Annotated in this window: 18 protein-coding genes; 9 read left to right on the forward strand and 9 right to left on the reverse strand. The window is 67.9% G+C overall.

Going from position 1 to position 20,767, the window contains the following annotated elements:
* Positions 1 to 59: 59 nt before the first annotated feature.
* From chrR to opgC, 5 genes are all read right to left on the reverse strand, one after another.
* Positions 60 to 698, reverse strand: coding sequence for a cadmium/peroxide/UV radiation responsive anti-sigma factor ChrR (chrR, locus tag ACW175_RS03950; protein WP_492103355.1), 639 nt, complete (start codon positions 696 to 698; stop codon positions 60 to 62).
* The gene (locus ACW175_RS03955) at positions 695 to 1,258 is read right to left on the reverse strand and encodes a sigma-70 family RNA polymerase sigma factor (protein ID WP_492103356.1); all 564 of its coding nucleotides are present in this window, start codon (positions 1,256 to 1,258) and stop codon (positions 695 to 697) included. The genes chrR and ACW175_RS03955 overlap by 4 nt, the downstream gene beginning before the upstream one ends.
* Before the next feature lie 176 nt (positions 1,259 to 1,434).
* Positions 1,435 to 3,147, reverse strand: coding sequence for a methyl-accepting chemotaxis protein (locus tag ACW175_RS03960; RefSeq protein ID WP_492103357.1), 1,713 nt, complete (start codon positions 3,145 to 3,147; stop codon positions 1,435 to 1,437).
* A gap of 486 nt (positions 3,148 to 3,633) precedes the next feature.
* Positions 3,634 to 6,975, reverse strand: a complete 3,342-nt coding sequence (locus ACW175_RS03965) for an amidohydrolase family protein (protein ID WP_492103358.1) — start codon at positions 6,973 to 6,975, stop codon at positions 3,634 to 3,636.
* 13 nt (positions 6,976 to 6,988) lie between these two features.
* Positions 6,989 to 8,212, reverse strand: coding sequence for an OpgC domain-containing protein (gene opgC / locus ACW175_RS03970; protein ID WP_492103359.1), 1,224 nt, complete (start codon positions 8,210 to 8,212; stop codon positions 6,989 to 6,991).
* A gap of 341 nt (positions 8,213 to 8,553) precedes the next feature.
* Between opgC and ACW175_RS03975 the strand changes: the two genes are divergently transcribed.
* From ACW175_RS03975 to ACW175_RS03985, 3 genes are read left to right on the forward strand one after another with little or no spacing between them, the layout of a single operon-like run.
* On the forward strand, positions 8,554 to 9,660 hold the full coding sequence (locus ACW175_RS03975) for an IS5 family transposase (protein WP_492101777.1): 1,107 nt from the start codon (positions 8,554 to 8,556) through the stop codon (positions 9,658 to 9,660).
* On the forward strand, positions 9,657 to 9,980 hold the full coding sequence (locus ACW175_RS03980) for a hypothetical protein (protein WP_492101776.1): 324 nt from the start codon (positions 9,657 to 9,659) through the stop codon (positions 9,978 to 9,980). The genes ACW175_RS03975 and ACW175_RS03980 overlap by 4 nt, the downstream gene beginning before the upstream one ends.
* Positions 9,981 to 9,991: 11 nt before the next feature.
* Positions 9,992 to 10,801: a MerR family transcriptional regulator gene (locus ACW175_RS03985; RefSeq protein WP_492103360.1), complete on the forward strand. Its 810-nt coding sequence runs from the start codon at positions 9,992 to 9,994 to the stop codon at positions 10,799 to 10,801.
* 175 nt (positions 10,802 to 10,976) lie between these two features.
* Here the strand turns inward: ACW175_RS03985 and ACW175_RS03990 are convergent, their stop codons facing one another.
* Positions 10,977 to 13,376, reverse strand: coding sequence for a hybrid sensor histidine kinase/response regulator (locus ACW175_RS03990; protein WP_492103361.1), 2,400 nt, complete (start codon positions 13,374 to 13,376; stop codon positions 10,977 to 10,979).
* 60 nt (positions 13,377 to 13,436) lie between these two features.
* Between ACW175_RS03990 and ACW175_RS03995 the strand changes: the two genes are divergently transcribed.
* Both ACW175_RS03995 and ACW175_RS04000 read left to right on the forward strand, forming a co-directional pair.
* The gene (locus ACW175_RS03995; RefSeq protein WP_492103362.1) at positions 13,437 to 13,916 is read left to right on the forward strand and encodes a Dps family protein; all 480 of its coding nucleotides are present in this window, start codon (positions 13,437 to 13,439) and stop codon (positions 13,914 to 13,916) included.
* 16 nt (positions 13,917 to 13,932) lie between these two features.
* Positions 13,933 to 15,165 (forward strand): cell wall hydrolase, encoded by a 1,233-nt coding sequence (locus tag ACW175_RS04000; protein ID WP_492103363.1) that lies wholly within the window; start codon positions 13,933 to 13,935, stop codon positions 15,163 to 15,165.
* Between the two features lie 163 nt (positions 15,166 to 15,328).
* Here the strand turns inward: ACW175_RS04000 and trxB are convergent, their stop codons facing one another.
* Together trxB and ACW175_RS04010 are read right to left on the reverse strand one after the other, a co-directional pair.
* Positions 15,329 to 16,336 (reverse strand): thioredoxin-disulfide reductase, encoded by a 1,008-nt coding sequence (gene trxB / locus ACW175_RS04005; protein WP_492103364.1) that lies wholly within the window; start codon positions 16,334 to 16,336, stop codon positions 15,329 to 15,331.
* A gap of 67 nt (positions 16,337 to 16,403) precedes the next feature.
* Entirely contained in the window at positions 16,404 to 16,628 is a 225-nt protein-coding gene (locus tag ACW175_RS04010) for a type II toxin-antitoxin system HicB family antitoxin (RefSeq protein WP_492103365.1), read from the reverse strand.
* 421 nt (positions 16,629 to 17,049) lie between these two features.
* Here ACW175_RS04010 and pseI point away from each other — a divergent pair, with 421 nt between their 5' ends.
* A complete protein-coding gene (gene pseI, locus ACW175_RS04015) occupies positions 17,050 to 18,102 on the forward strand; it encodes a pseudaminic acid synthase (protein ID WP_492103366.1) in 1,053 nt (350 codons plus the stop codon).
* Here pseI and ACW175_RS04020 read toward each other — a convergent pair.
* Positions 18,099 to 18,959 carry an MBL fold metallo-hydrolase gene (locus ACW175_RS04020; RefSeq protein ID WP_492103367.1) on the reverse strand — a complete coding sequence of 287 codons (861 nt, stop codon included), beginning with the start codon at positions 18,957 to 18,959 and terminating at the stop codon, positions 18,099 to 18,101. The genes pseI and ACW175_RS04020 overlap by 4 nt on opposite strands.
* A gap of 76 nt (positions 18,960 to 19,035) precedes the next feature.
* On the opposite strand from ACW175_RS04020, the gene ACW175_RS04025 reads away from it, so the two are divergent.
* Genes ACW175_RS04025 through ACW175_RS04035 form a run of 3 tightly spaced genes read left to right on the forward strand, consistent with a single transcriptional unit; the run spans position 19,036 to position 20,672 of the window.
* Positions 19,036 to 19,398: an ArsR/SmtB family transcription factor gene (locus ACW175_RS04025; protein WP_492103368.1), complete on the forward strand. Its 363-nt coding sequence runs from the start codon at positions 19,036 to 19,038 to the stop codon at positions 19,396 to 19,398.
* Complete coding sequence (locus ACW175_RS04030) at positions 19,364 to 19,900, forward strand: rhodanese-like domain-containing protein (RefSeq protein WP_492103369.1); 537 nt, start codon at positions 19,364 to 19,366, stop codon at positions 19,898 to 19,900. Before ACW175_RS04025 ends, ACW175_RS04030 begins: the two co-directional genes overlap by 35 nt.
* A 4-nt stretch (positions 19,901 to 19,904) precedes the next feature.
* Entirely contained in the window at positions 19,905 to 20,672 is a 768-nt protein-coding gene (locus ACW175_RS04035) for a sulfite exporter TauE/SafE family protein (protein ID WP_492103370.1), read from the forward strand.
* Positions 20,673 to 20,767 lie beyond the last annotated feature (95 nt).

A 20,767-nucleotide genomic window follows, 5' to 3' on the forward strand; every position in this document is an offset into this window, starting at 1 on the left:
CCCCTTGTTTTAACGCGTTTTCTGACAACGAACCGGTATCCACTTCGTCGGAAAATGCTCTAGAGGCGGACGAACGGGGCCAGCACCCGGCCGAGCCAGCCGGGCAGGGCGATCTGGCCGTCGAGCGCGGCCACGCAAAGGCAGGGCTCGGCCGAGACGACGCGCGGCTGATGGGTGATGCTGGGATCGGCTTCCTCGAAGTCGCCGGGCGAGAACACGCCGTCCTCGGTGGCGTAGGCGCCTTCGATCACGCAGGTCAGTTCGACGCCCGAATGGGTATGGCGCGGCGCGGATTGCCCCGGCGCGATGCGCAGCAGGATCACGCGGCACTCGCCATCGCGCGGGCCCAGCACGTCGCGGACGTGCACGCCCGGTCCCACCCAGCGCCAGGGTCCCAGATCGAACAGGGCGAGCGGCGCGGGCAGGCTGGGATCGGTGCGGCCGGTCGAGGCGGCGATCGGGGCGGGCTCGGGCGTGTCCAGGCGGGCCAGGGTCAGGTCCAGCGCGTCCGGGTCCAGCGCGCTGGGCTCCACGTCGTCGAGGACGGCCCCGCCCACGGCCTCGGCCAGCGCCGTCCAGGCGCGGGTCTGGGGACGCAGCGCCAGATGGGTGGCCACGACCACGGATTCCGGCGCGCTCAAGGTCCCGGCCGCGAAAGCCAGCAACCGTTCTTCGCTGGGTTGGCGACGGGCGCTCATGCGGGACCTCTCGTCTCTCGCTCTATGATGGCGCGAAGCTTGAGCATGCCAAACCGGATTCTCGCCTTGATGGTGCCCAGCGGCACGCCCAGGGCCTGTGAAATCTCGGTATGGGTCTGCTCGTGGAAAAAGGCCATTTCGATGGCGCGCGCCTGGTCTGGAGTCAGGGCGCGCATGGCGGCGCGGACAAGGCGGGCGTCTTCCAGACCGCTGAGAATGGTGTCGGGCTGAGGCGGATCCTGCGCGCCGAAGTGCGGGTCGAAGGCGTGCAGCGCCGTCGAGCCGCCGCGATGGCTGCTGATCTTCAGATTGCGGGCGATGGTGAAGATCCAGGCCGCCGCCGAGGCGCGGTCGGCGTCGAACAGCTCGGCCTTGCGCCAGACCATCAGCATGGCTTCCTGGGCCAGTTCCTCCGCCGCCGATGGCGTTGAGCCGCTGCGCATCAGCAGGGTCTTGATCCGGGGCGCGAAGTGCTCGAACAGCGCGGCGAAGGCGGCGCGGTCGCGCGCTTGCGCCACGGCGGCGACAAGCCGCGCGCTTTCCTGAGGCGTCAGGCTCATCGAGCGAGCGCCTTGCCAACGGACTTGCATCTGTCGCATCGCATGCATGACCCTATTACGCCGGATCGCCGCTCGCGGATGAGGCCCTCGCGCGATAAGCCCGAAAAAATTTCGCGCGACGTCGGTGAACGGGGCCGAAGAGACTGCGCCAGGCGGATCGGCGAAGGCCTGGATCGCTAGCTCGCGCGAGCGAATTGCGCGGCGGCGGTCGGCGCCACGGCCCGTCCGGCGCCTCGGGCCCCCGCGGCCTTCAGCGTGAACCGCGACACCACCGTGGCCAGATCCCCGGCCTCGCCTGTCAGGGCGTGGCTGGCGGCCGTGGCCTCCTCGACCATGGCCGCGTTCTGCTGGACGACCTGATCCATGTGATTGATGGCCGTGTTGACCTCGACCAGACCGGTCGATTGCTCTTGGGCCGAAACGGTGATCTCGGCGACCAGGGCGTCGATTTCCGCCACCTTGCCCACAATGAATTGCAGGGCCTTGCCGGTCTGGTTGACCAGGCCGACACCGCGCTCGACCTGCTGGGTCGAGGTGGAGATCAGAGCCTTGATCTCCTTGGCGGCGTCAGCCGATCGCTGAGCCAGGGCGCGCACCTCCTGGGCGACGACCGCGAAGCCGCGACCCGCTTCGCCCGCGCGGGCGGCTTCGACCCCGGCATTGAGCGCCAGCAGATTGGTCTGGAAGGCGATCTCGTCGATGACCCCGATGATCTGGCTGATCTGCTGGGAGGACGCTTCGATCTGCGCCATGGCTTCGACCGCCCGGTCCACCACGCGGCCGGACTCTTCGGCTTCGGTCCGCGTCAGGGAGACGGTGGCGTTGGTCTGCTGGGCGCTTTGCGCGGACCGCTTGACGGTGGCGGTGATCTCATCGAGCGCCGCGGCGGTCTTTTCCAGGCTGGCGGCCTGCTGTTCGGTGCGGCGAGACAGATCATCCGAGGCTTGAGCGATATCGTCGGCGCCAGAGTGGATCGCGGACGATCCCGAGGCGACCTGGGCGAGCGCTTCGTGCAGGGCTTCGGCCGCGGCGTTGAAGTCGACCCGCAGCTGGTCGAGGGACGGTATGAGGTTTTGCTCCACCCGCGCGGTGAGGTCGCCTTCGGCCAGCTTCGCGAGCGCCGCGCCGATAAAGGCGACATTGACCATGCGGCTTGTCAGGTCGGTGGCGAACTTGACGATCTTGGTGATCTTGCCGTCGGCGTCGAACACCGGATTGTAGGATGCTTCCATCCAGATTTCCCGGCCGTTCTTGCCCAGGCGGCGGAACTCGTCGGCCAGAAATTCGCCGCGGCCCAGCTTCTTCCAGAACTCGGCATAGGCGGGACTGGCCGCGTAGTCGGGCTCGGCCAGTATGCGGTGGTGCTGACCGACCAGTTCGTCGCGACCGTAGCCGGTGACCGCCTCGAAGTTCTCGTTCGCCTCCAGGATGATGCCGTCGAGGTTGAACTCGATCACGGCCTGGGAGCGGAAGATGGCCTTCAGGATGCTTGCGTCCTCGGCCGACCTTTGCTTGGCTTGGGTGATGTCCAGGGCCAGCTTGACGATCTTCGTGACCTTGCCCGCGGCGTTGCGGACCGGCGTGTACGACGCCTGCAGCCAGACTTCACGGCCGCCTTTTCCGAACCGCTTGTACTCCGAGGAATCGAACTGGCCGCTGTCGAGCCGCGCCCAGAAGTCTTGGTAGGCTTGGCTTTGGACCGCGGCGGGGTCGACAAACAGGCTGTGATGCCGGCCCTGGATCTCCGAAAGGCTGTAACCGACGGTCTGACAGAAGAGCGTATTGGCGGTGATGATCTTGCCGCCCGGCTCGAACTCGATGATCGCGAACGATTGCTTGAGCGCGTCCAGGGTCGCTCCAGCATCGCTGGACCACGGGAAGTTCGCCATCGCAACGCCTCGCCTGTCGCCGCATCGTCCGAGCACGGGCGGCTTCATGTTGGCCGGGTGCGGAAGCCTCCGTCTCGGCCCGACCATGCTTAGGCGCCAACGATTAACGGGCGGACTTCATTGCCAAGCTCAAAGCGGCAAAACGTGGGATCTCGCGGCGACAAAGTGTCGCTCCGAGACGACCAGGACGCTGGCGAGCGCCCGGGAAGAGGCATTAAAACGGCTGGCTGCGGAGCAGCCCCCCGTCTTCAAGTCCTACAGCGCGTTGTTTTTGTGTGAGCGGTTAAACCGCTCGAACGCGCTCTAAGTCTATGATTGAGAGCCTGTTTACTCGGTTTAGATGGTTCCATCTAAACCGAACAGGCTCTAGCGCGGTCCGCTCGCCTAGAGCATTTTCCGATCCGACTGGATCGGTGAAATGCTCTAGACCTTTGTTTTAACGTACTTTCTGACGACGAACCGGTGTCCACTTCGTCGGAAAATGCTCTAGCCGACATCCTCGGTGGTGGACTCCGCCGGCTGGCTGCCGCCGTAGGCCTCCCCGGTGCGCTCCCACCAATAGGGCTGGCGGACACGCTTGCCGGTGTCGACCTCGTTCAAGGTCGTCGGGTCGTAGAGCCGTCCGCCCAGCATCACGCGGTTGATCTTGTCGCTGTTGCGGATGTCGACCGTGGGGTCGGCGTCCAGCACCAGCAGGTCGGCCAGCTTGCCGGGCTCCAGCGAGCCAACGTCCTTGTCGTAGCCGAGGCTGCGGGCCGAGCTGATGGTGCCGGCGGCGAGCGCCTCCACCGGGGTCCAGCCGCCGCGCACGAACGACCATAGCTCCCAGTGCGGACCCAGGCCCGCCTGCTGGCCGTGGGCGCCGATGGCCACCTGCACACCGCGATCGGCCAGCTTCTTGGCCTCGCGCGCCGTGGCGCCGTCGACATAGTCCTCCTCCGGCGCGGACGCGCGGCGGACGTTGCGCGCCGCCAGCAGGGCCGGCGGGGCGTGCTTGGACAGCAGCGGGTGCTTCCAGACGTCCATGTGCTGGCGCCAGTAGGGATCGCCGGCCAGGCCGCCATAGGCCACCACCAGGGTGGGGGTGTAGTTGGTCTTGGTCTGGGCCCAGAAGCTGACGATGTCGTCGTAGAAGCGGTCGACCGGCAGGTTGTGCTCCAGCGTCGAATTGCCGTCCTGCACCAGGGTGACGTCCATGCTGTAGAGCGAGCCGCCCTCCGGCACGACCTCCATCCCCTCCTTCTGGGCGGCGACCACCACCATCTGGCGCTGTTCGCGGCGGGGCTGGTTGTAGTTCTTGACACTGTGGGCGCCCTGCGACTTCAGCCTGCGGACATGGGCCAGGGCGTCGTCCAGCGTGTTGATCTCGGCATAGACCTCGGGCGACTTGGCCCCGTAGATGATCTCGCCGGTCGAGAAGGTGCGCGGGGCCAGGATCTTGCCGGCCCGCTGCATCTCGCCGGCCACGAAGATCTCGGCGGCGCGGGCCGACGGATCGTGGATCGTGGTCGCGCCCATGGCCAGGTTGACCATCGACGACCAGTTCTGTTGCGGCACCAGGTCGTCCTCGCCCTGCGGCCCGTGGGCGTGGGCGTCGACCAGGCCGGGGATGATGGTCTTGCCGGCCACGTCGATGACCTTGGCGCCGGCGGGGATCGAAGCGCCGGCCTTGGGACCGACCGAGACGATGCGGTCGCCCTTGATGACGATGACGCCGTCGTCGATGACGCCGCCGTCCTTGCTGGCCATGGTGACGATGCGCGCGCCGGTCAGGGCCACGACGCCGGTCGGCTTGTCGGCGGCGACCTCCATTGAGAGGGAGATGCCCGTGGCGACCGGCTTGAACTTGCCGGCGTCCTTCGAGGCGTCTTTCGGCGCGTCCTTCGGCGCTTCAGCGGGGGGCGCGTTGGCGTAGACCGCCTCGGTGTTGGCCGTGAACAGGGTCGGGCCCATGCTCCAGTGGATCTGTTGCCCGCCGTTCGACCAGTTGATGAAATCCGCGCCCTCGGCGCTGACCCGGGTGACGGGCAGGGCGCCGCCCTTCTGGTCGACCGAGACGTCCTGCGCGCCGGGCAGCAGCGGCATGACGAAAGCTTCGTAGTTCTGGCGGAAGGCGACGTTCTGGCCGTCGGGCGCGACCTGGTAGTCGTTGACCATCTCGCCGCTGGCGTGGACGTGCTTGGCCTCGCCGTCGAGATTGGTGCTGACCAGCTGGCGCTTGCCCTTCTCGGACATCAGCATGAACACGCGGTCGTTGCTGGCCCCGAACTGCGGCTCGGACCCGTCGCGAGATATTCTCACCGGCGTGCCACCGCTGGCGGCCACGCGATAGACGCCCGGGTTCTGCGACCAGCGCGGCGAGGTCAGGCCGCCACCGCGACGCAGCTCGAACACGATGGTCTTGCCGTCGGGCGAAAATTGCGGGACGCCGAAGTGGCCCGGCTGGCTCATCACGTCCTTGGCCGCGCCGCCGGTTGCCGGGACGGTGCGGATATGGCCCAGGCCCTGATCGGTCCAGCCGACGAAGACGATGGTCCTGCCGTCGCGCGACCACGCCGGATAGAGTTCGAACTCGGCCTCGTCGCTGGTCACCAGCCGGCGCGCATTGCCGCCCGCCGTCGGCTTGATCCACAGCTTCCCCAGGGTCTCGAACACCACCGACTTGCCGTCCGGCGAGACGCTGGCCCAGCGCGGCATCTTGGTCTGGAAGCGGTCGGGGGCGATCTCGACCTTCGGATGGATGGCGTCGATGACCACGCGGGTGTCGTCGATCTTGAACGGGATGACGCTATTGGCCCCATCGGCCACGGCCACGCGGCGGATCTTGCCGCCGGCCCAGAACACCACGCTTGTACCGTCCGGCGTCCAGGCCATGTTCGGATAGACGCCGGTGACCGCCCAGGTCTCCTGCACGTCCTGGTCCAGGGCGTCATAGACCTTCTTTTCCTCGCCCGAGGTCAGGTCCTTCACATAGAGCTTGGACTTGGCCCGCTCGCGGCGGACGAAGGCGATCTTCTTGCCGTCCGGCGACGGGGTCGGGCGCACCGAGCCGCCGACGCCCGAGACGACGGTGGTCACCTCGCCGGTCTCCAGGTCGTAGCGCTCGATGTCGAACAGGTCGGTGTTGGAGTCCTGGGCGTATTCGAAGATCGGGCCCGGGGTGATGTTGCGGACGTAGAAGATGCTCTTGCCGTCGGCGGCGTAGATCGGCTCGCCCAGCTCCTTCTGCAGAACTTCGCTGGCGCGCTTGACCAGCGGCACGCCGCCGCCGCCCGAGACGTGGTAGATCCACACCTCGCCGGTGCCCAGCGAGCGGCCGGTGGTGAAGTGCTTCTTGGCCACGATGAAGCGGCCGTCCGGGCTCCAGCTGGGCTGGTTCAGCAGGCGGAAGTCCTCCTTGGTCACCTGGCGCTTGTCGCTGCCGTCCAGGTTCATCACCCAGATGTTGTCGCCGCCGCCGCGATCCGAGGTGAAGGCGATGCGCTTGCCGTCCGGCGAGAAGCGCGGCTGGTGGTCATAGGCCAGGCCCTCGGCGATCCGGGTCGGCGTCCCGCCGGCGATCGGCATGGTGTAGATGTCGCCCAGCAGGTCGAAGGCGATCAGCTTGCCGTCGCGCGAGACGTCGACATTCATCCAGGTGCCGTTGTCGACGGTGATGCGGATCTCGCGGGTGGCCACGCCGGGCGGGGCGTTGACGTTCCACTTCTCGGGCTTGTCCGGTTTGGCCGCATCGGCGGCGGGCGCCGCGGGCGCGGGCGGCGCGGTCTGCGCCAGAGCCGAACCCGACATCAACAACAAGGCGACCAGCGCCGTCAGCCGACGATCCATTCCCAATACCCCCTCAAGCGCACGCGCGGAAGCGGAGCCTAGGGGGGAAGCCGCGCGGAGTCACGGCGGCGGTTGCAAGGTTTTCGCGGGCGCGCCAGCGGGCGGACAGGCTGACGGGCAGACCGGCCGGCCGCGCCGATGGGGTCCAGGGGGCTTTCGCCGCGACCCAGAGCGCGGCCGTCCCGCCGGCTACCAGCAGCGTCTCCGCCAGAACGGCGGCCGGGGACGACGGACCCCAGCGCAGGTTGGCCAGGTTCAACAGCTCGTTGGCGACCTCGGCCAGCACCGCGCCGGTCACGAAAACCGGCAGCGAGCGGCGGCCCAGCACGGCCAGGAACGTGTTCGGATCGGCCCGATGGATCAGGCGGATCACCGGTGCGTCCGCGAAGGCCACGAACAGATAAGCGAGCGCCAGCAGGTGCAGCATCCGCAACGGCGACACCATGCTCTTGCTGGCCCCCAGCCAGAAGCTTTCGTCGCGGGTCTCGAACCAGGCCCGCCCCTCGGGCCAGGAGGGCAGGGCGTACAGCAGCGCGACATAGCCCAGCACCATGACCAAGGCCGCGCCGGCGAGCGGGCGCGAGCGTGGCGGCCGCACGCCTTGCTTCATCGCCGCCGCCAGGGCCACGCCGCAGGCGAAGGTCATGGTCCAGGGCAGGATGCTCAGCATCAGCGACGCGCCGGTCAGGCTGTCATGGTCGACCAGTTCCAGCTGGCCAGCGCAGATCCAGATCAACGCGGCGGGCGGCAGCCCCCACCACCAGCGCCGGGCCGCCAGCCACAGGAACACCGGCGCCATCGCCATCAGCCCGATATAGAGCCGCAGCACCATCGACAGGCCGACCGACTGCTGCTGGGTGAGCACATGCCAGGCCGCCAGCGGCCAGGGCTCGTTGGCCAGCGCGCGCAACAGCGGCGCGCTCAACAGGGGCGTCGGACCGGTCAGCGCCGCCAAGGCGGCCAGGATCGCCAGGGTGGCGCCGATCAGCAGCAGATTGCAGCCATAGAGCTTGGCCGACCGCTTCCACAGGGCGCCCACGCTGTCGCGGAAATCCAGCTTGCCGTACGCCAGGAAGGTCGAGACGCCCGACAGGAACACGAACAGGTCGGCGCTGTCGGACAGCCCGAAATTCGACGGCGAGAACTGGTGCAGCACGCCGACCATGATGTGGTTGACGTAGATGTTCACGAGGCAATAGCCCCGGATCACATCGATGGCTGCGATACGCTTGAGCAAGGCGCGGCATCCACTGAAGGTTGTGCGCCGAGTTGTCGCGCGTCAGGGGTAAACTACCGGTAAAGCTGTGTGATGTTTCCGACATTGCCATCTAGGGTAAATGCGCCGGGGTTCCTCGCGGACAGCGGGGACCGTCAGCGGCTCGCCAAGCAGCTAAAGCGTGCGACGGGTCCGTCCGCCCGACCGCTTCCGGGAAATCTTCGTCGCTGAGACTTTACCGCTTGACCCGTCCCCAGGGGCCGATCCCACAGGAGGTGTGGTCTAGCAGGCTGTTGAAGAAGTCCGTAGCGGGGCGGAGTTCGACATGATTCACTCTTTGGGCGGGAGCTCTGGAGGGGTGGATGCGCGGGTCGGACGAGCGGACGGGGTCGCTGTTCTCATATGTAGATCTGGATGCTCGGGTTCGGCGCGATCATCCCTTGCGGCCGATCCTGGAGATCGCGAACGGGGCGCTTGGGGATTTGAGCGCGGACTTCGCGGCGCTCTATCCGCCGAGGCTGGGACGTCCGTCGATCCCGCCGGAACGGTTGTTGCGCGCCATGCTGCTGCAGGCGTTCTACGGCATCCGATCGGAGCGCCAGTTGATGGAGCGGATGGAGTTTGACCTGCTGTTCCGCTGGTTTGTAGGTCTTGGCGTGGACGATGCGGCCTGGGATCATTCCAGTTTCACCAAGAACCGCGACCGGCTGTTGGCGGGCGAGATCGCCGGCAAGTTCCTGCGCGCGGTGCTGGCCCAGCCTCGGGTGAAGCGGCTGATGTCGTCAGACCACTTCTCGGTGGACGGCACGCTGATCGAAGCCTGGGCGTCGACCAAGAGCTTCCGCAGGGTCGATGGCGACGACAGCGATCCCGAGGGGCCGGGTCGCAACGCCGAGCGCGGCTTCCACAAGGAGAAGCGTTCCAACCAGACGCACCGCAGCACCACCGATCCTGAGGCTCGGCTCTATAAGAAGGGCGACGGCCAGCCGGCGAGGCTCTGCTATATGGGCCACGCCCTGATGGAGAACCGCCATGGCCTGGTGACGGATGGTGGGGTGACCCTGGCCACGGGCACAGCCGAGCGCGAGGCGGCTGTGGCGATGCTGGACCGAAGAAGCGGCCGGCGTCGGATCACCCTGGGCGCCGACAAGGCCTATGACGTGCGCGACTTCATTGGCCAACTTCGGGCGCGCCGGGTGACACCGCACATCGCCGTCGATGGCCACCTGTCCAAGCTGGGCAAGCCGCGCTCGACCGCCATTGACGGCCGCACCAAGCGCCACCCCGGCTATGCGATCAGCCAGCGATGTCGCAAGCGCATCGAAGAGGTGTTCGGCTGGATCAAGGGCTCGGCCGGCCTAGCCAAGGTCAAGGTGCGCGGCCGCGCCAAGGTCGACGCCGCCTTCACCCTGGCGCTGGCGGCCTACAACCTGATCCGTCTGCCCAAGCTCCTGGCGGCCCCGGCATGAGCGTCCTGGGCCAGTGGCGCATCGTCCAGACGCCCGACTACACTGACGACTATCGGGACATGATGGAGCCCGCCTACATCCTCTTCGAAGCCACCCATGGCCAGTTCGCCTTCGGCTGCGTCACTGGCGCCTTCGCCGCCGCCGGCGACCACGACGCCGTGCAGTTCGACTGGCGCGGAAACGACGAAATGGATGAGGCCCAGGGCGACGGATGGGCTCAACTCCAGCCCGACGGCTCCCTCAAGGGCCAGATCTGCTTCCACGGCGGCGACGAAGCCAACTTCATCGCCAGACGGGAGGCTTCTTCAACAGCCTGCTAGAGGAGGATAGCGTGAAACTGCGATGGTTTGGCCCGGCGGAAATGGCAGAACGGCTTGGGGTCAGCCCGAAGGCGCTCCGCGTCTACGAGATTGCCGGTCTCATCGCTCCAACGCGCACACATAAGGGTTGGCGGACCTACGGACCTGTTGAACAGGCCCGCCTGCACCAAGTGCTGACGCTTAAGCGCCTCGGGTTGAGCCTTGCCCGGATTGGCGAACTTCTGGGCGGCAAGTGTCGCAGCCTGGACGACGTCCTCGCCCTTCAGCAACACGTGTTGCAGGCGCGGAAATCGGAGGTGGACCATGCGCTCCAGCTTTTGGCGGCGGCCCGCGGCAAGCTCGCCCTTAACGGGGTCCTTTCTCCTGACGATCTCATGCAACTCACCAGGGAGACCACGATGACGAAGACAGACGATCAGTGGCGCGAGGTCTTCGAGCCACTTGTTGCAAAACACTTTTCTCCAGAGGAAATGGAGGAGATCGGGCGAAAGAAGACTGAATTCTGGACCAAGTCCGGATACGACGCGAGCAGCTTCACCATGGCGTGGAAAGCGCTCCTCACCGAGCTTCAGGCCTTGAAAGCTTCGGGCGACACAGAGACATCGAGAGCCAAGGAGCTTGTCCGGCGCTGGAATGCGCTGCTCGAAGGCCAGCTTGGCGCTCAGACTCCCGATCAAGCGGAGCGGAGCAAGAAGATTTGGGCGGAGGCGACGTCCACGCCCGAAACCGCCAAGCAATTGCCGATCCAGCCCGAGGAGTTCGCCTTCTTGCAGCGGATCGCCGATGGCATGCGGGCTCGCGGCGAGTTGCCGCCTCGCTAGCAACGGCTAGCAGGTCGTGGCCTCGTTCTCCTCAATACGAATTGAGGTCGAAAGGGGTCGCGACCGCCGCACCACCTATTGCAGATGGAGCACGTTGTTCGCCAAAAATGGTTTGGTATTTGACAACCGCTCACCCTCAAAGCCGACCACCGGAGCGTCTTGCCTCAACCCGCCTCTAATGCGGCCGCGCCTGGGCCAGCGCTTGCGCCAGGCTCTCTAGCGAGAACGGCTTGCTCAGGAACGGCCAATCCCCCGCCCGGGCGCGGCCCTGGTCGCCGCCGGTGTAGCCCGAGCACAGCACCACCGGCAGGCCGGGGCGGTCGGCGGCCAGCTGTTCGGCCAGGTCCACGCCGCTCTTGCCGCCGGGCATGATCACGTCGCTGAGCACCAGCTGGATGCCGTCGTCCTGGGCCAGGCGGGTCAGGGCCTCGTCGACGCCGCCGGCGCGGACCACCGAGTGGCCCAGGTCGTGCAGCATGGCCCCGACCAGTTCGGCGACCTGGGGGTCGTCCTCGACCAGCAGCACGCGCGAGGGGACCTGGGCCTGGACATGGTCGACGGCCGGGATCGTGTCGGCGACCGGCGCGCCCTCGTCGATGGGCAGCAGCAGGGCCACGGTCGCGCCCTGGCCGGGCTTGCTCTCGATGTCGACCGAACCGCCCGACTGCCGCGCGAAGCCATAGACCTGGGACAGGCCCAGCCCCGTGCCCTCGCCCGGCGCCTTGGTGGTGAAGAAGGGCTCGACCGCGCGGGCGACGGTGGCCGCCTCCATGCCCATGCCGGTGTCGCGCACGGCCACGCGCAGGTACTTGCCCGGCTCAAGCTCGCCCTGCTTCTTGCCGATGATGATCGGGCGGGACTCGATGGTGACCTCGCCACCGGGCGGGGTGGCGTCGCGGGCGTTGACCACCAGGTTCAGCAGGGCCGCCTCGAACTGGCCGGCGTCGATCCTGGCCGAGCGGACCCCGGCGCCCAGGCGCAGATTGAAGGTGTAGGCGTCGCCCAGGGCGCGTCTCAGCAGGCCCTCGGACTCGGCGATCAGGCGGTCGACGCGGCAGACCTCCGGCTTCAGCGGCTGGCGACGGGCGAAGGCCAGCAGGTGCTGGGTCAGCTTCTCGCCCCGCTTGGCGGCGGCCAGGGCGGCGCCGACCATCCGGGTGCGCCGGCGTTCGTCGTCGGGGTGGCGCTCGACCACGTCCAGGGCCCCGATGATCACGGTCAGCAGGTTGTTGAAGTCATGGGCCACCCCGCCGGTCAGCTGGCCTATGGCCTCTAGCTTCTGCGACTGCAGCAGGGCGGCCTGGGCCGCGTCGCGCTCGGCCACGGCCGCCTCGACGCGCTCTTCCAACAGTTCGTTGATGTCGGTCAGCTTGGCCTCGGCCTGCTTGGCCTCGGTGGTGTCGAAGGCGATGCCGATGAAGCCGGCGAAGCCGCCCGCCGCATCGAAGCGCGGCTGCGAGAACGACTTCAGCCAGCGCCACTCGCCGTCGGCCCGGCGATAGCGGCCCTCCAGGTGGAAGGGCTTGCGCGAGGCCTCGCCCTGGACCTGGGCCTTGAGGATGCCGGGCAGGTCGTCCGGATAGAGGCGCGTGCGCCAGTCCATGCTTACCGCCTCCTCGTAGTCGAGGCCGGCGAACTCGACATAGGCGCTGTTGACGAACTCGCGGACGCCGCCGGGCCGCGAGACCCACATCAGGGCCGGGGCGCTGTCGGCCAGCGTCCGGAAGCGGGCCTCGCTTTCGCGCACGGTCTCTTCGGCGCGACGGCGGTTGGTGACGTCGAAGTTCAGGCCGATCATGCGGATCGGCTTGCCGTCCTCGTCGCGGACCACCTCGCCGCGAGCGTGAATCCAGCGTTCGCCCTGCCGGGTGTCGGCCAGGCGGTACTCGACCTCGTAGTCGCCAAAGTCCTTCAGGGCCCGTCCCACCTGCCCCTGGACCGCGGCCCGGTCGTCGGGGTGGATATAGCGGGGAATGTCGTCCAGGCGGATCACCGCGTCGTCCGGCATGCCCATGCCTCGCCGGGCCGCCAGCGACATGTGGACCGCGCCGGTCACCAGGTCGTAGTCCCAGGGACCCACGCCCGCCGCGCTCTGGGTGACCCGCAGGCGGGCCTCGGCCTCCGCGCGTTCCTCCCGCGCCTGGGCCAGGCCGCGCATCGCCCCGCGCAGGCCCTCGGCGGCGGCCAGCACCATGACCGCGCAGAGCAGGTAGATGACCATGGTGGTCAGCTCGTCCTCGGACATCGGCACGGCGCCCTGGTCGCTCCATAGCCAGGCGGCGAAACCCGCGCCGGCGGTCATGGGGACCAGGCCCCAGCGCCAGCCGGCGTAAAGCGTCACCAACATGATGGGCGGAAAGAAGGGCTGGGTGGCGCCGACGCCGCCGTGCAGACCGAGCAGCGCTATGCGCATCAGCACGGCCATGGCCACGCCGATCAGCGCGGCGGCGGCGCATCGCCACGCCGGCGGTGGAACCGGAGGGATGAGCCAAGCGCTAACTAGAGCATGGATTCGACGGTGCTCGTCGGAAGCCAAGTTCGGGGCGTCTCTCTTCTCCACCTTCGCTCCCCGCAAAGATGTCTTGCCATGAGCATGGACACGCTTACCTAGAGCACGCAACACGGGAGATCAGTGATGGCCGATAGCTTGAACACCGGATTGAGCGCCAAACAGCGCGCCGACATCGCCGCGACGCTGAACAAGGTGCTGGCCGACAGCTACGCGCTCTATCTGAAGACGCACGGCTATCACTGGAATGTTCGCGGCCCGAACTTCCAATCCCTGCACGTTTTGCTGGAAGGTCAGTACCAGGAGGAGTGGGCGGCGCTGGACGACATCGCTGAACGCATTCGCGCCCTGGGCGAGCTGGCCCCGCAGGGCTACGCCGCCTTCGGCAACCTCTCCAGCATCAAGGACGGCAATCCCGAGAATGAGTGGGAGGCCATGCTGAAGGAGCTGCTGGCCGACAACGAGACGGTGATCCGCACCCTGCGCGACAGCTTCCCGACCGCGGACGAGGCGGGCGACGAAGCCACCGCCGACCTCCTGACCCAGCGCCTCCAGGCCCACGAGAAGCACGCCTGGATGATCCGCTCGACCCTGGGCGGAAAGTAAGCTGACCGGGGACGGGGTGGGGACCCTGAGAACGCATCAGGTCTGGAAGGCCGCCGCGACCGTGCTGGTCGTCGGCGGCCTTTCCGCGTGCGCCACCTATTACGTGCCGTCCGGATCGGGGCGCGAGGCCGGCCTCATGCGGGTGACGGGCAGCTTCACCGAGCGGGCCTTGCGTCACTATGTCGCGGACTTCGATCCCGCCATGCTGACCCTGGCCCGGCGTCACGATCCGCGTCCGCACAAGGACTACTGGGGCCGTGTCGAGGGCTGGGAGGTCATCGATCTGAAGGCCATTCCGCGGCTGGGCGACCGCGCGCCGGACTTCGACGAGGCGCGGGTGATCAACGCCCTTCGCCCGGCCGTGCCGGAAGAGCTGGAGGTCGCCAAGCCGTTCGTGCTGACGGGAACCGCCGACGCCCGCGCCAAGGCGCTGAACTGCCTGACCCAGGCGGTCTATTACGAGGCCGGGTTCGAGCCGGGCGAGGGTCAGATGGCCGTGGCCCAGACGGTGATCAACCGCATGCGCCATCCGGGCTATCCGAAATCGATCTGCGGGGTGATCTACGAGGGCGCGGCGCGGGCCACCGGCTGCCAGTTCAGCTTCGCCTGCGACGGCTCGCTGGCCCGCGTCCCGCCGCCGGTGCTGTGGGCCAACGCCCAGGCCGTGGCCAAGCGGGCGCTGAGCGGCTTCGTGTTCAAGCCGGTGGGCGTGGCGACGCACTACCATGCCGACTACGTCTCGCCGTACTGGGCTCCGACCCTGGTCAAGCTGAAGCAGTTCGGCCAGCACATCTTCTATCGCTGGACCGGTCCGGCCGGGACGCTGAAAGCCTTCAACGGCCGCTATTCCGGCAATGAGACGGTCAGCGCCGACATCCTGATGGCCGCCGATCCGCGCACCCTGGAAGCGGCCCCGCCGGAGATCCTGGCCGCCCAGAACGCGCCGGCCCCCCCGGCGGCGACGGGCGCCATGGCCGAGATGCTGGGGGTCTCGAACCTGGCCCTGCCCGACGCCAAGCTGGTGTCGGTGCCCGACGAGAACTCGCCGACCGGCGAGCGTTTGACGATGCAGGGGAGCGTGGCGGGGCGGCGGATCCCGACGGCCGACGAGATCGCGCGGATCAACAAGGCGCTGGAGGCGGTCAGCGAGCCCCCGCCGGCGACCGTTCCGGCGCCGGCCGTGACGCCCCCGCCGCCGCCGCCAAAGCCGAAACCGCGCCCGCCGAGCTTGTTGAGCCCGCTGAATTAGGTGAGGGCCGGGGTAGCCTCTCCTCCCCCTCTTGGGGGAGGGGGACCGCCGAACGGCGGTGGAGGGGGTCAGCGCCGCGCCACCGGCGCATGACAAACCCCCCTCCGTCTCGTCGCGTATCCGCGCCGATCCACCTCCCCCATGAAGGGGGAGGAGAGATCAGCTACCAAACCCCAATTTTATTGGCCTCGGTATGGCTGAGCGGATGGTGCGCGGCCTTGTGGTCTTCCTCGGCCAGGAAGCGGACGGCTTCCAGCGCGGCCATGCAGCCCATGCCGGCGGCGGTGACGGCCTGGCGGTAGACGTCGTCGGTGACGTCACCGGCGGCGTAGACGCCCTCGATCGCGGTCGCGGCCGTGCCCGGCTTGACCTTCAGATAGCCGCCCGGACCGACCTCCAGCTGACCGGCGAACAGCGCCGACGACGGGGCGTGGCCGATGGCGATGAACACGCCGTCGGCGGCGATGTCCTGGGTCTGGCCGGTCTTGACGTTCTTCAGGCGCACGCCGGTGACGCCCATCGGGTTGCTCTCGCCCTTGACCTCGTCGATGGCGCTGTCCCAGATCACCTCGATCTTCGGGTGGGCCAGCAGGCGCTCCTGCAGGATCTTCTCGGCCCGCAGCTCGTCCTTGCGGTGGACCAGGGTCACCTTGCTGGCGAAGCTGGTCAGGAACAGAGCCTCTTCCACGGCGGTGTTGCCGCCGCCGACCACGATGACCTCTTTATTCCGATAGAAGAAGCCGTCGCAGGTAGCGCAGGCCGAAACGCCGAAGCCCTGATATTTGCTCTCGCTTTCCAGGCCCAGCCACTTGGCCTGGGCGCCGGTGGCGATGATGATCGTCTCGGCGATCCAGTCCTGGCCGCTGTCGGTCTTGACCGCGAACGGGCGCTTGGACAGGTCGACCGAGGTGACGATGTCGCTGACGAACTCCGTGCCGACATGCTCGGCCTGGGCGCGCATCTGGTCCATCAGCCAGGGACCCTGGATGACGTCGGCGAAGCCCGGATAGTTTTCGACATCGGTCGTGATGGTCAGCTGGCCGCCGGGCTGGATGCCGGCGATCAGCACGGGCTTCAGCAGCGCGCGGGCGGCATAGATGGCGGCGGTGTAGCCGGCGGGGCCCGAACCAATGATCAGGCAGCGGGTCTGGCGGGGAGCGGTCGTGGACATGGCGGATATCTAGGCGCGATTCCGCTCCGGCGCTATATTGTGGGGTCCAGTCGAAGCCGTTTGGGTTCTAAATTCCGTGACTGAAATGCCTGTTGGGCGCGGGAATCTTGCGGCCTTCCGCCCGGGCGTGGCTCATCCAGTCCTCGATCGCCGCGCGAACGTTCCGCAGCGCTTCGGCTTCGGTTTCACCGTCGGACATGCAGCCGGGAAGATCGGGCACGGTCGCCAGGAACCCTCCACCGTCTTCGACGGAGAGGGGTTCGACCACGATGCTGTAGCCGTCGTCAGGCATCGTTCGCGGGTCCCATCACACGTCCAAGGTAGGTCACGAGCTGTTTGATGTACACCGGCTTGATCGGCCGGCGCGCCGGAATCGTAAGGATTCCAACGCTCGAAGGGTGCGAAAGCGTATAGTGAGAGCCGCCGGACGGCGCTCTGCAGGTCACGCCGAAATGACGGCAGACCGCTTCGACGTCACCGATACGCCAATCGCCCTTCGGGTTCGCCGCCATGGCTGAGAAAAGCTTCGCGCCCCGCGACAAGTTTCCTCCGTCAATACCGGGAACAAATTGAGCGCGAAATAGCGGCGCGGTGCAATCGACTCAATCATGGATTTTGTTCGCGTCGGGCCGCGATTGACGCCTCATCCACCTTTCCGGGGTTAAGCTGGCGGCAACCACGTTTCCGGGTGACCAGGACCCAAGGACCAAGCCATGTCCGCCCCCTTTATCGAGATCGCCGGCCGAAAGATCGGCGCGGACTTCCCGCCGTATGTGATCTGTGAGCTGTCGGGCAATCACAACGGCAGCCTCGAGCGCTGCCTTTCGATGGTCGACGCAGCCGCCGACACCGGCTGCGACGCCATCAAGATCCAGACCTACACCGCCGACACCATCACGCTGAACGTCGACCGGCCAGAGTTCAGGATCCACGGCGGCCTGTGGGACGGGCGCACCCTCTACGAGCTCTACCAGGAAGCCCAGACGCCGTTCGAGTGGCACGCGGCGATCTTCGAGCGCGCCCGCCAGCGCGGGGTGACGATCTTCTCCAGCCCGTTCGACGAGACCGCCGTGGACCTGCTGGACGGGCTGGACGCCCCGGCCTTCAAGATCGCCTCGTTCGAGGCCGTCGACCTGCCGCTGATCAAGTACGCCGCGTCAAAGGGCAAGCCGCTGATCATCTCGACCGGCATGGCCAACCTGGAAGAGATGAAGACCGCCCGAGACACGGCCCTGGCGGCCGGCGCGGCGGGGGTGCTGCTGCTGCACTGCGTGTCGAGCTATCCGGCGACCTTCGCCGACGCCAATGTGCGGAACGTTCCGGACATGGCCGCCCGCTTCGGCTGCCCGATCGGCCTGTCGGACCACACGCCGGGCACGGCGGCCTCCGTGGCGGCGGTGTCGCTGGGCGCCTGCGTGATCGAGAAGCACTTCACCCTGGCCCGCGCCGACGGCGGACCGGACGCGGCCTTCAGCCTGGAGCCGCTCGAATTTAAAGCCCTGGTCGATGATGCCAGGAACGCCTGGGCCTCGCTGGGCGCGGCCCACTACGACGTGCTGGGCGCCGAGCAGGGCTCGTTGCTGTTCCGCCGCTCGCTCTACGTCACAGCCGACATCAAGGCTGGCGAGACGCTGTCTCGCGCCAACATCCGCTCGGTCCGCCCCGGCAACGGCCTGCCGCCGGGCGAGCTGGACAACGTCCTGGGCAAGACCGCGACGCGGGATATCGCGCGCGGCGAGCCACTGGACTGGTCGATGGTCGGTTAGGCGGCGACCGTCACCGGGATCCGCAGGAAGACGTTCCCCGCCGCCGTGGGCTCGGGCAGGGCGCCCGCGCGGATGTTCACCTGCAGCGCCGGCAGGATCAGGGTGGGAGCGGCCAGGGTCGCGTCGCGCGCCTGGCGCAGGGCCACGAAGGCCTCCTCGCCAACATCGCCGCCCACGTGAATGTTGCGCGCCCGCTCTTCGGCCACGGTGGTTTCCCAGCGATAGTCCGAACGGCCCTCCGGCAGGTAGTCGTGGCCGACAAAGATCCGCGTGTCCGCGGGCAGGTCCAGCACCTTGCGGATCGAGCGGTACAGGGTGCGCGCGTCGCCGCCGGGGAAGTCGGCGCGGGCGGTGCCATAGTCGGGCATGAACAGCGTGTCGCCGACGAAGGCCGCGTCGCCGATCCGATAGGTCAGGCAGGCCGGGGTGTGACCGGGCGTATGCAGGGCGCCGATGGTCAACTCGCCCAGCGGCAGGCTGTCGCCCTCGTTCATCAGCACGTCGAACACCGCGCCGTCGGCGGCGGCCCCGGCCTCGAACACCGGGATGAAGGTCTTCTGCACCTCGACGATGCGCGCGCCGATGACGATCTTCGCGCCGGTCTGGCGGCGCAGGTAGTCGGCGGCGGTGAGGTGGTCGGCGTGGGCGTGGGTCTCCAGCACATAGGCCAGGGTCAGGCCCTGGGCCTGGACGGCCGCGAGCAGGGCGTCGGCCGATTGGGTCGAAAGCCGCCCGGCCTTGGGCTCGAAATCGAGGACCGGATCGATGATGGCGGCCACGCGCGTGGCGGGATCGCTGACCAGATAGGTGACCGTGAAGGTGGCCGGATCGAAAAACGCTTGAACCTTGGGTCGCATGGACGGAGCCTCCAAATAAGCGAGACCTTCATATAAGGACTTGCTAAATTAGCACAAGCTAATATATGTGGCTCTCATGTTTGATCTCTCGCGTTTCGATGTCAGCCAGTTCGAGGCCAGCGCCGCCGAAGCCGCAAGGCTCCTGCGCGCCCTGGCCAATGAGCGGCGGTTGATGGTCCTTTGCCAGCTCGCCGAGGGCGAACGGTCGGTGGGGCAGATCCAGCCCCTGGTCGGCCTGTCGCAGTCGGCGCTCTCGCAGCACTTGGCGGTGTTGCGCGACGAGGGGGTCGTGGCCGCGCGCCGCGAAGCCCAAACGGTCTGGTACCGGATCGCCGATCCCGCCGCCCTGAAGGTGGTTGGCGTCCTCGCGGAGATCTTCTGTCCCCCAGCAGAGAGCGCCGCCCATGACCTCCCCCACTCTGACGTCCCTGAAGCCTGACGACGTCGCCCAGCGCCTGCTGGACGGCCGAGCCGTCCTGGTCGACATCCGCGAGCCCGACGAGTTCGCCCGCCGACGCGCGCGGGGCGCCCTGTCGCGGCCCGTCTCGACCCTGGACACCAAGGGCCTGAGCCTGCCTGACGCCCGGGAGGTGGTCTTCACCTGTCGTTCGGGCATGCGCACGACGGCCAACGCCCAACGCCTGGCCACCGCCTGCGGCGCGGGCGCCTATGTCCTTGAGGGTGGTCTCGACGCCTGGGACGCCGCCGGCTTGCCCGTCGAACTGGATCTCAAAGCGCCGCTGGAAATCATGCGCCAGGTGCAGATCGCCGCCGGCCTGCTGGTGTTCGTGGGCGTCGTGCTTGGCGTGACCGTCTCGCCGCTGTTCCTGGGCGTCGCGGCCTTTGTCGGGCTGGGCCTGACCTTCGCGGGGGTCACCGGCTTCTGCGGCATGGCGCGCCTGCTGGCGCTGGCGCCCTGGAACCGTCCGGTGTCGGCGTAAGGCCATGGACATCAGCTTGCTCGCGGCCCTGCTCAGCGGGGCGCTGGTCGCCCTGCTGCTGACCCTGTTCGGCGGGGGCGGGTCGGTGCTGGCCACGCCGTTGCTGCTTTATGTCGTCGGCGTCAGGGATCCGCACGTGGCGATCGGAACCTCGGCGGCGGCCGTGGCGGTCAACGCCGCGGCGGGCCTCGTCGCCCAGGCTCGGGCTGGCCGGGTCAAGTGGCCTTGCGCCCTGACCTTCGGCGCGCCCGGCCTTGTCGGCTCGCTGGTCGGCGCGCACCTGGCCAAGGCGGTCGCGGGCCAGCACCTGCTGCTCGGGTTCGCCGTGGCCATGGCGGCCGTGGGTCTATCGATGTTCCGCGCCCCTGGCTCGCCCGGTGATCCCGATGTGCGCATCGATCCGGCCAAGGCCGCGCGGCTGGTCCCGGTCGGGGCGGCCACGGGCCTGGCGGCCGGCTTCTTCGGGATCGGCGGCGGCTTCCTCATCGCGCCGGGCCTGATGGCGGCCACCGGCATGACCCTGGCCAATGCCGCGGCCTCGTCGCTGGTGTCGGTCACCCTGTTCGGCGCGGCCACCAGCGTCAGCTACGCCGCCTCCGGCCTGGTGGACGGACGCGTGTTCTTGGCCCTGGTGGTCGGCGGCGCCTTCGGCGTGGTCGCGGGCGCGCGCCTTGCCCCGCGCCTGGCGGCCAGGGCGGGCCTCGCCCGCCGCCTGTTCGCCGTGATGATCGTAGCCACCGCCGCCTATGTCGCCTGGCGGGCCCTGGGCTAGAGCATTTTCCGATCCAACTGGATCGTTGAAATGCTCTAGCGTCTTGTTTTGACGCATTTTCTGACGACGAACCGGTATCCACTTCGTCGGAAAAT

This window comes from Caulobacter sp. FV1ye6ST, assembly GCF_058681225.1.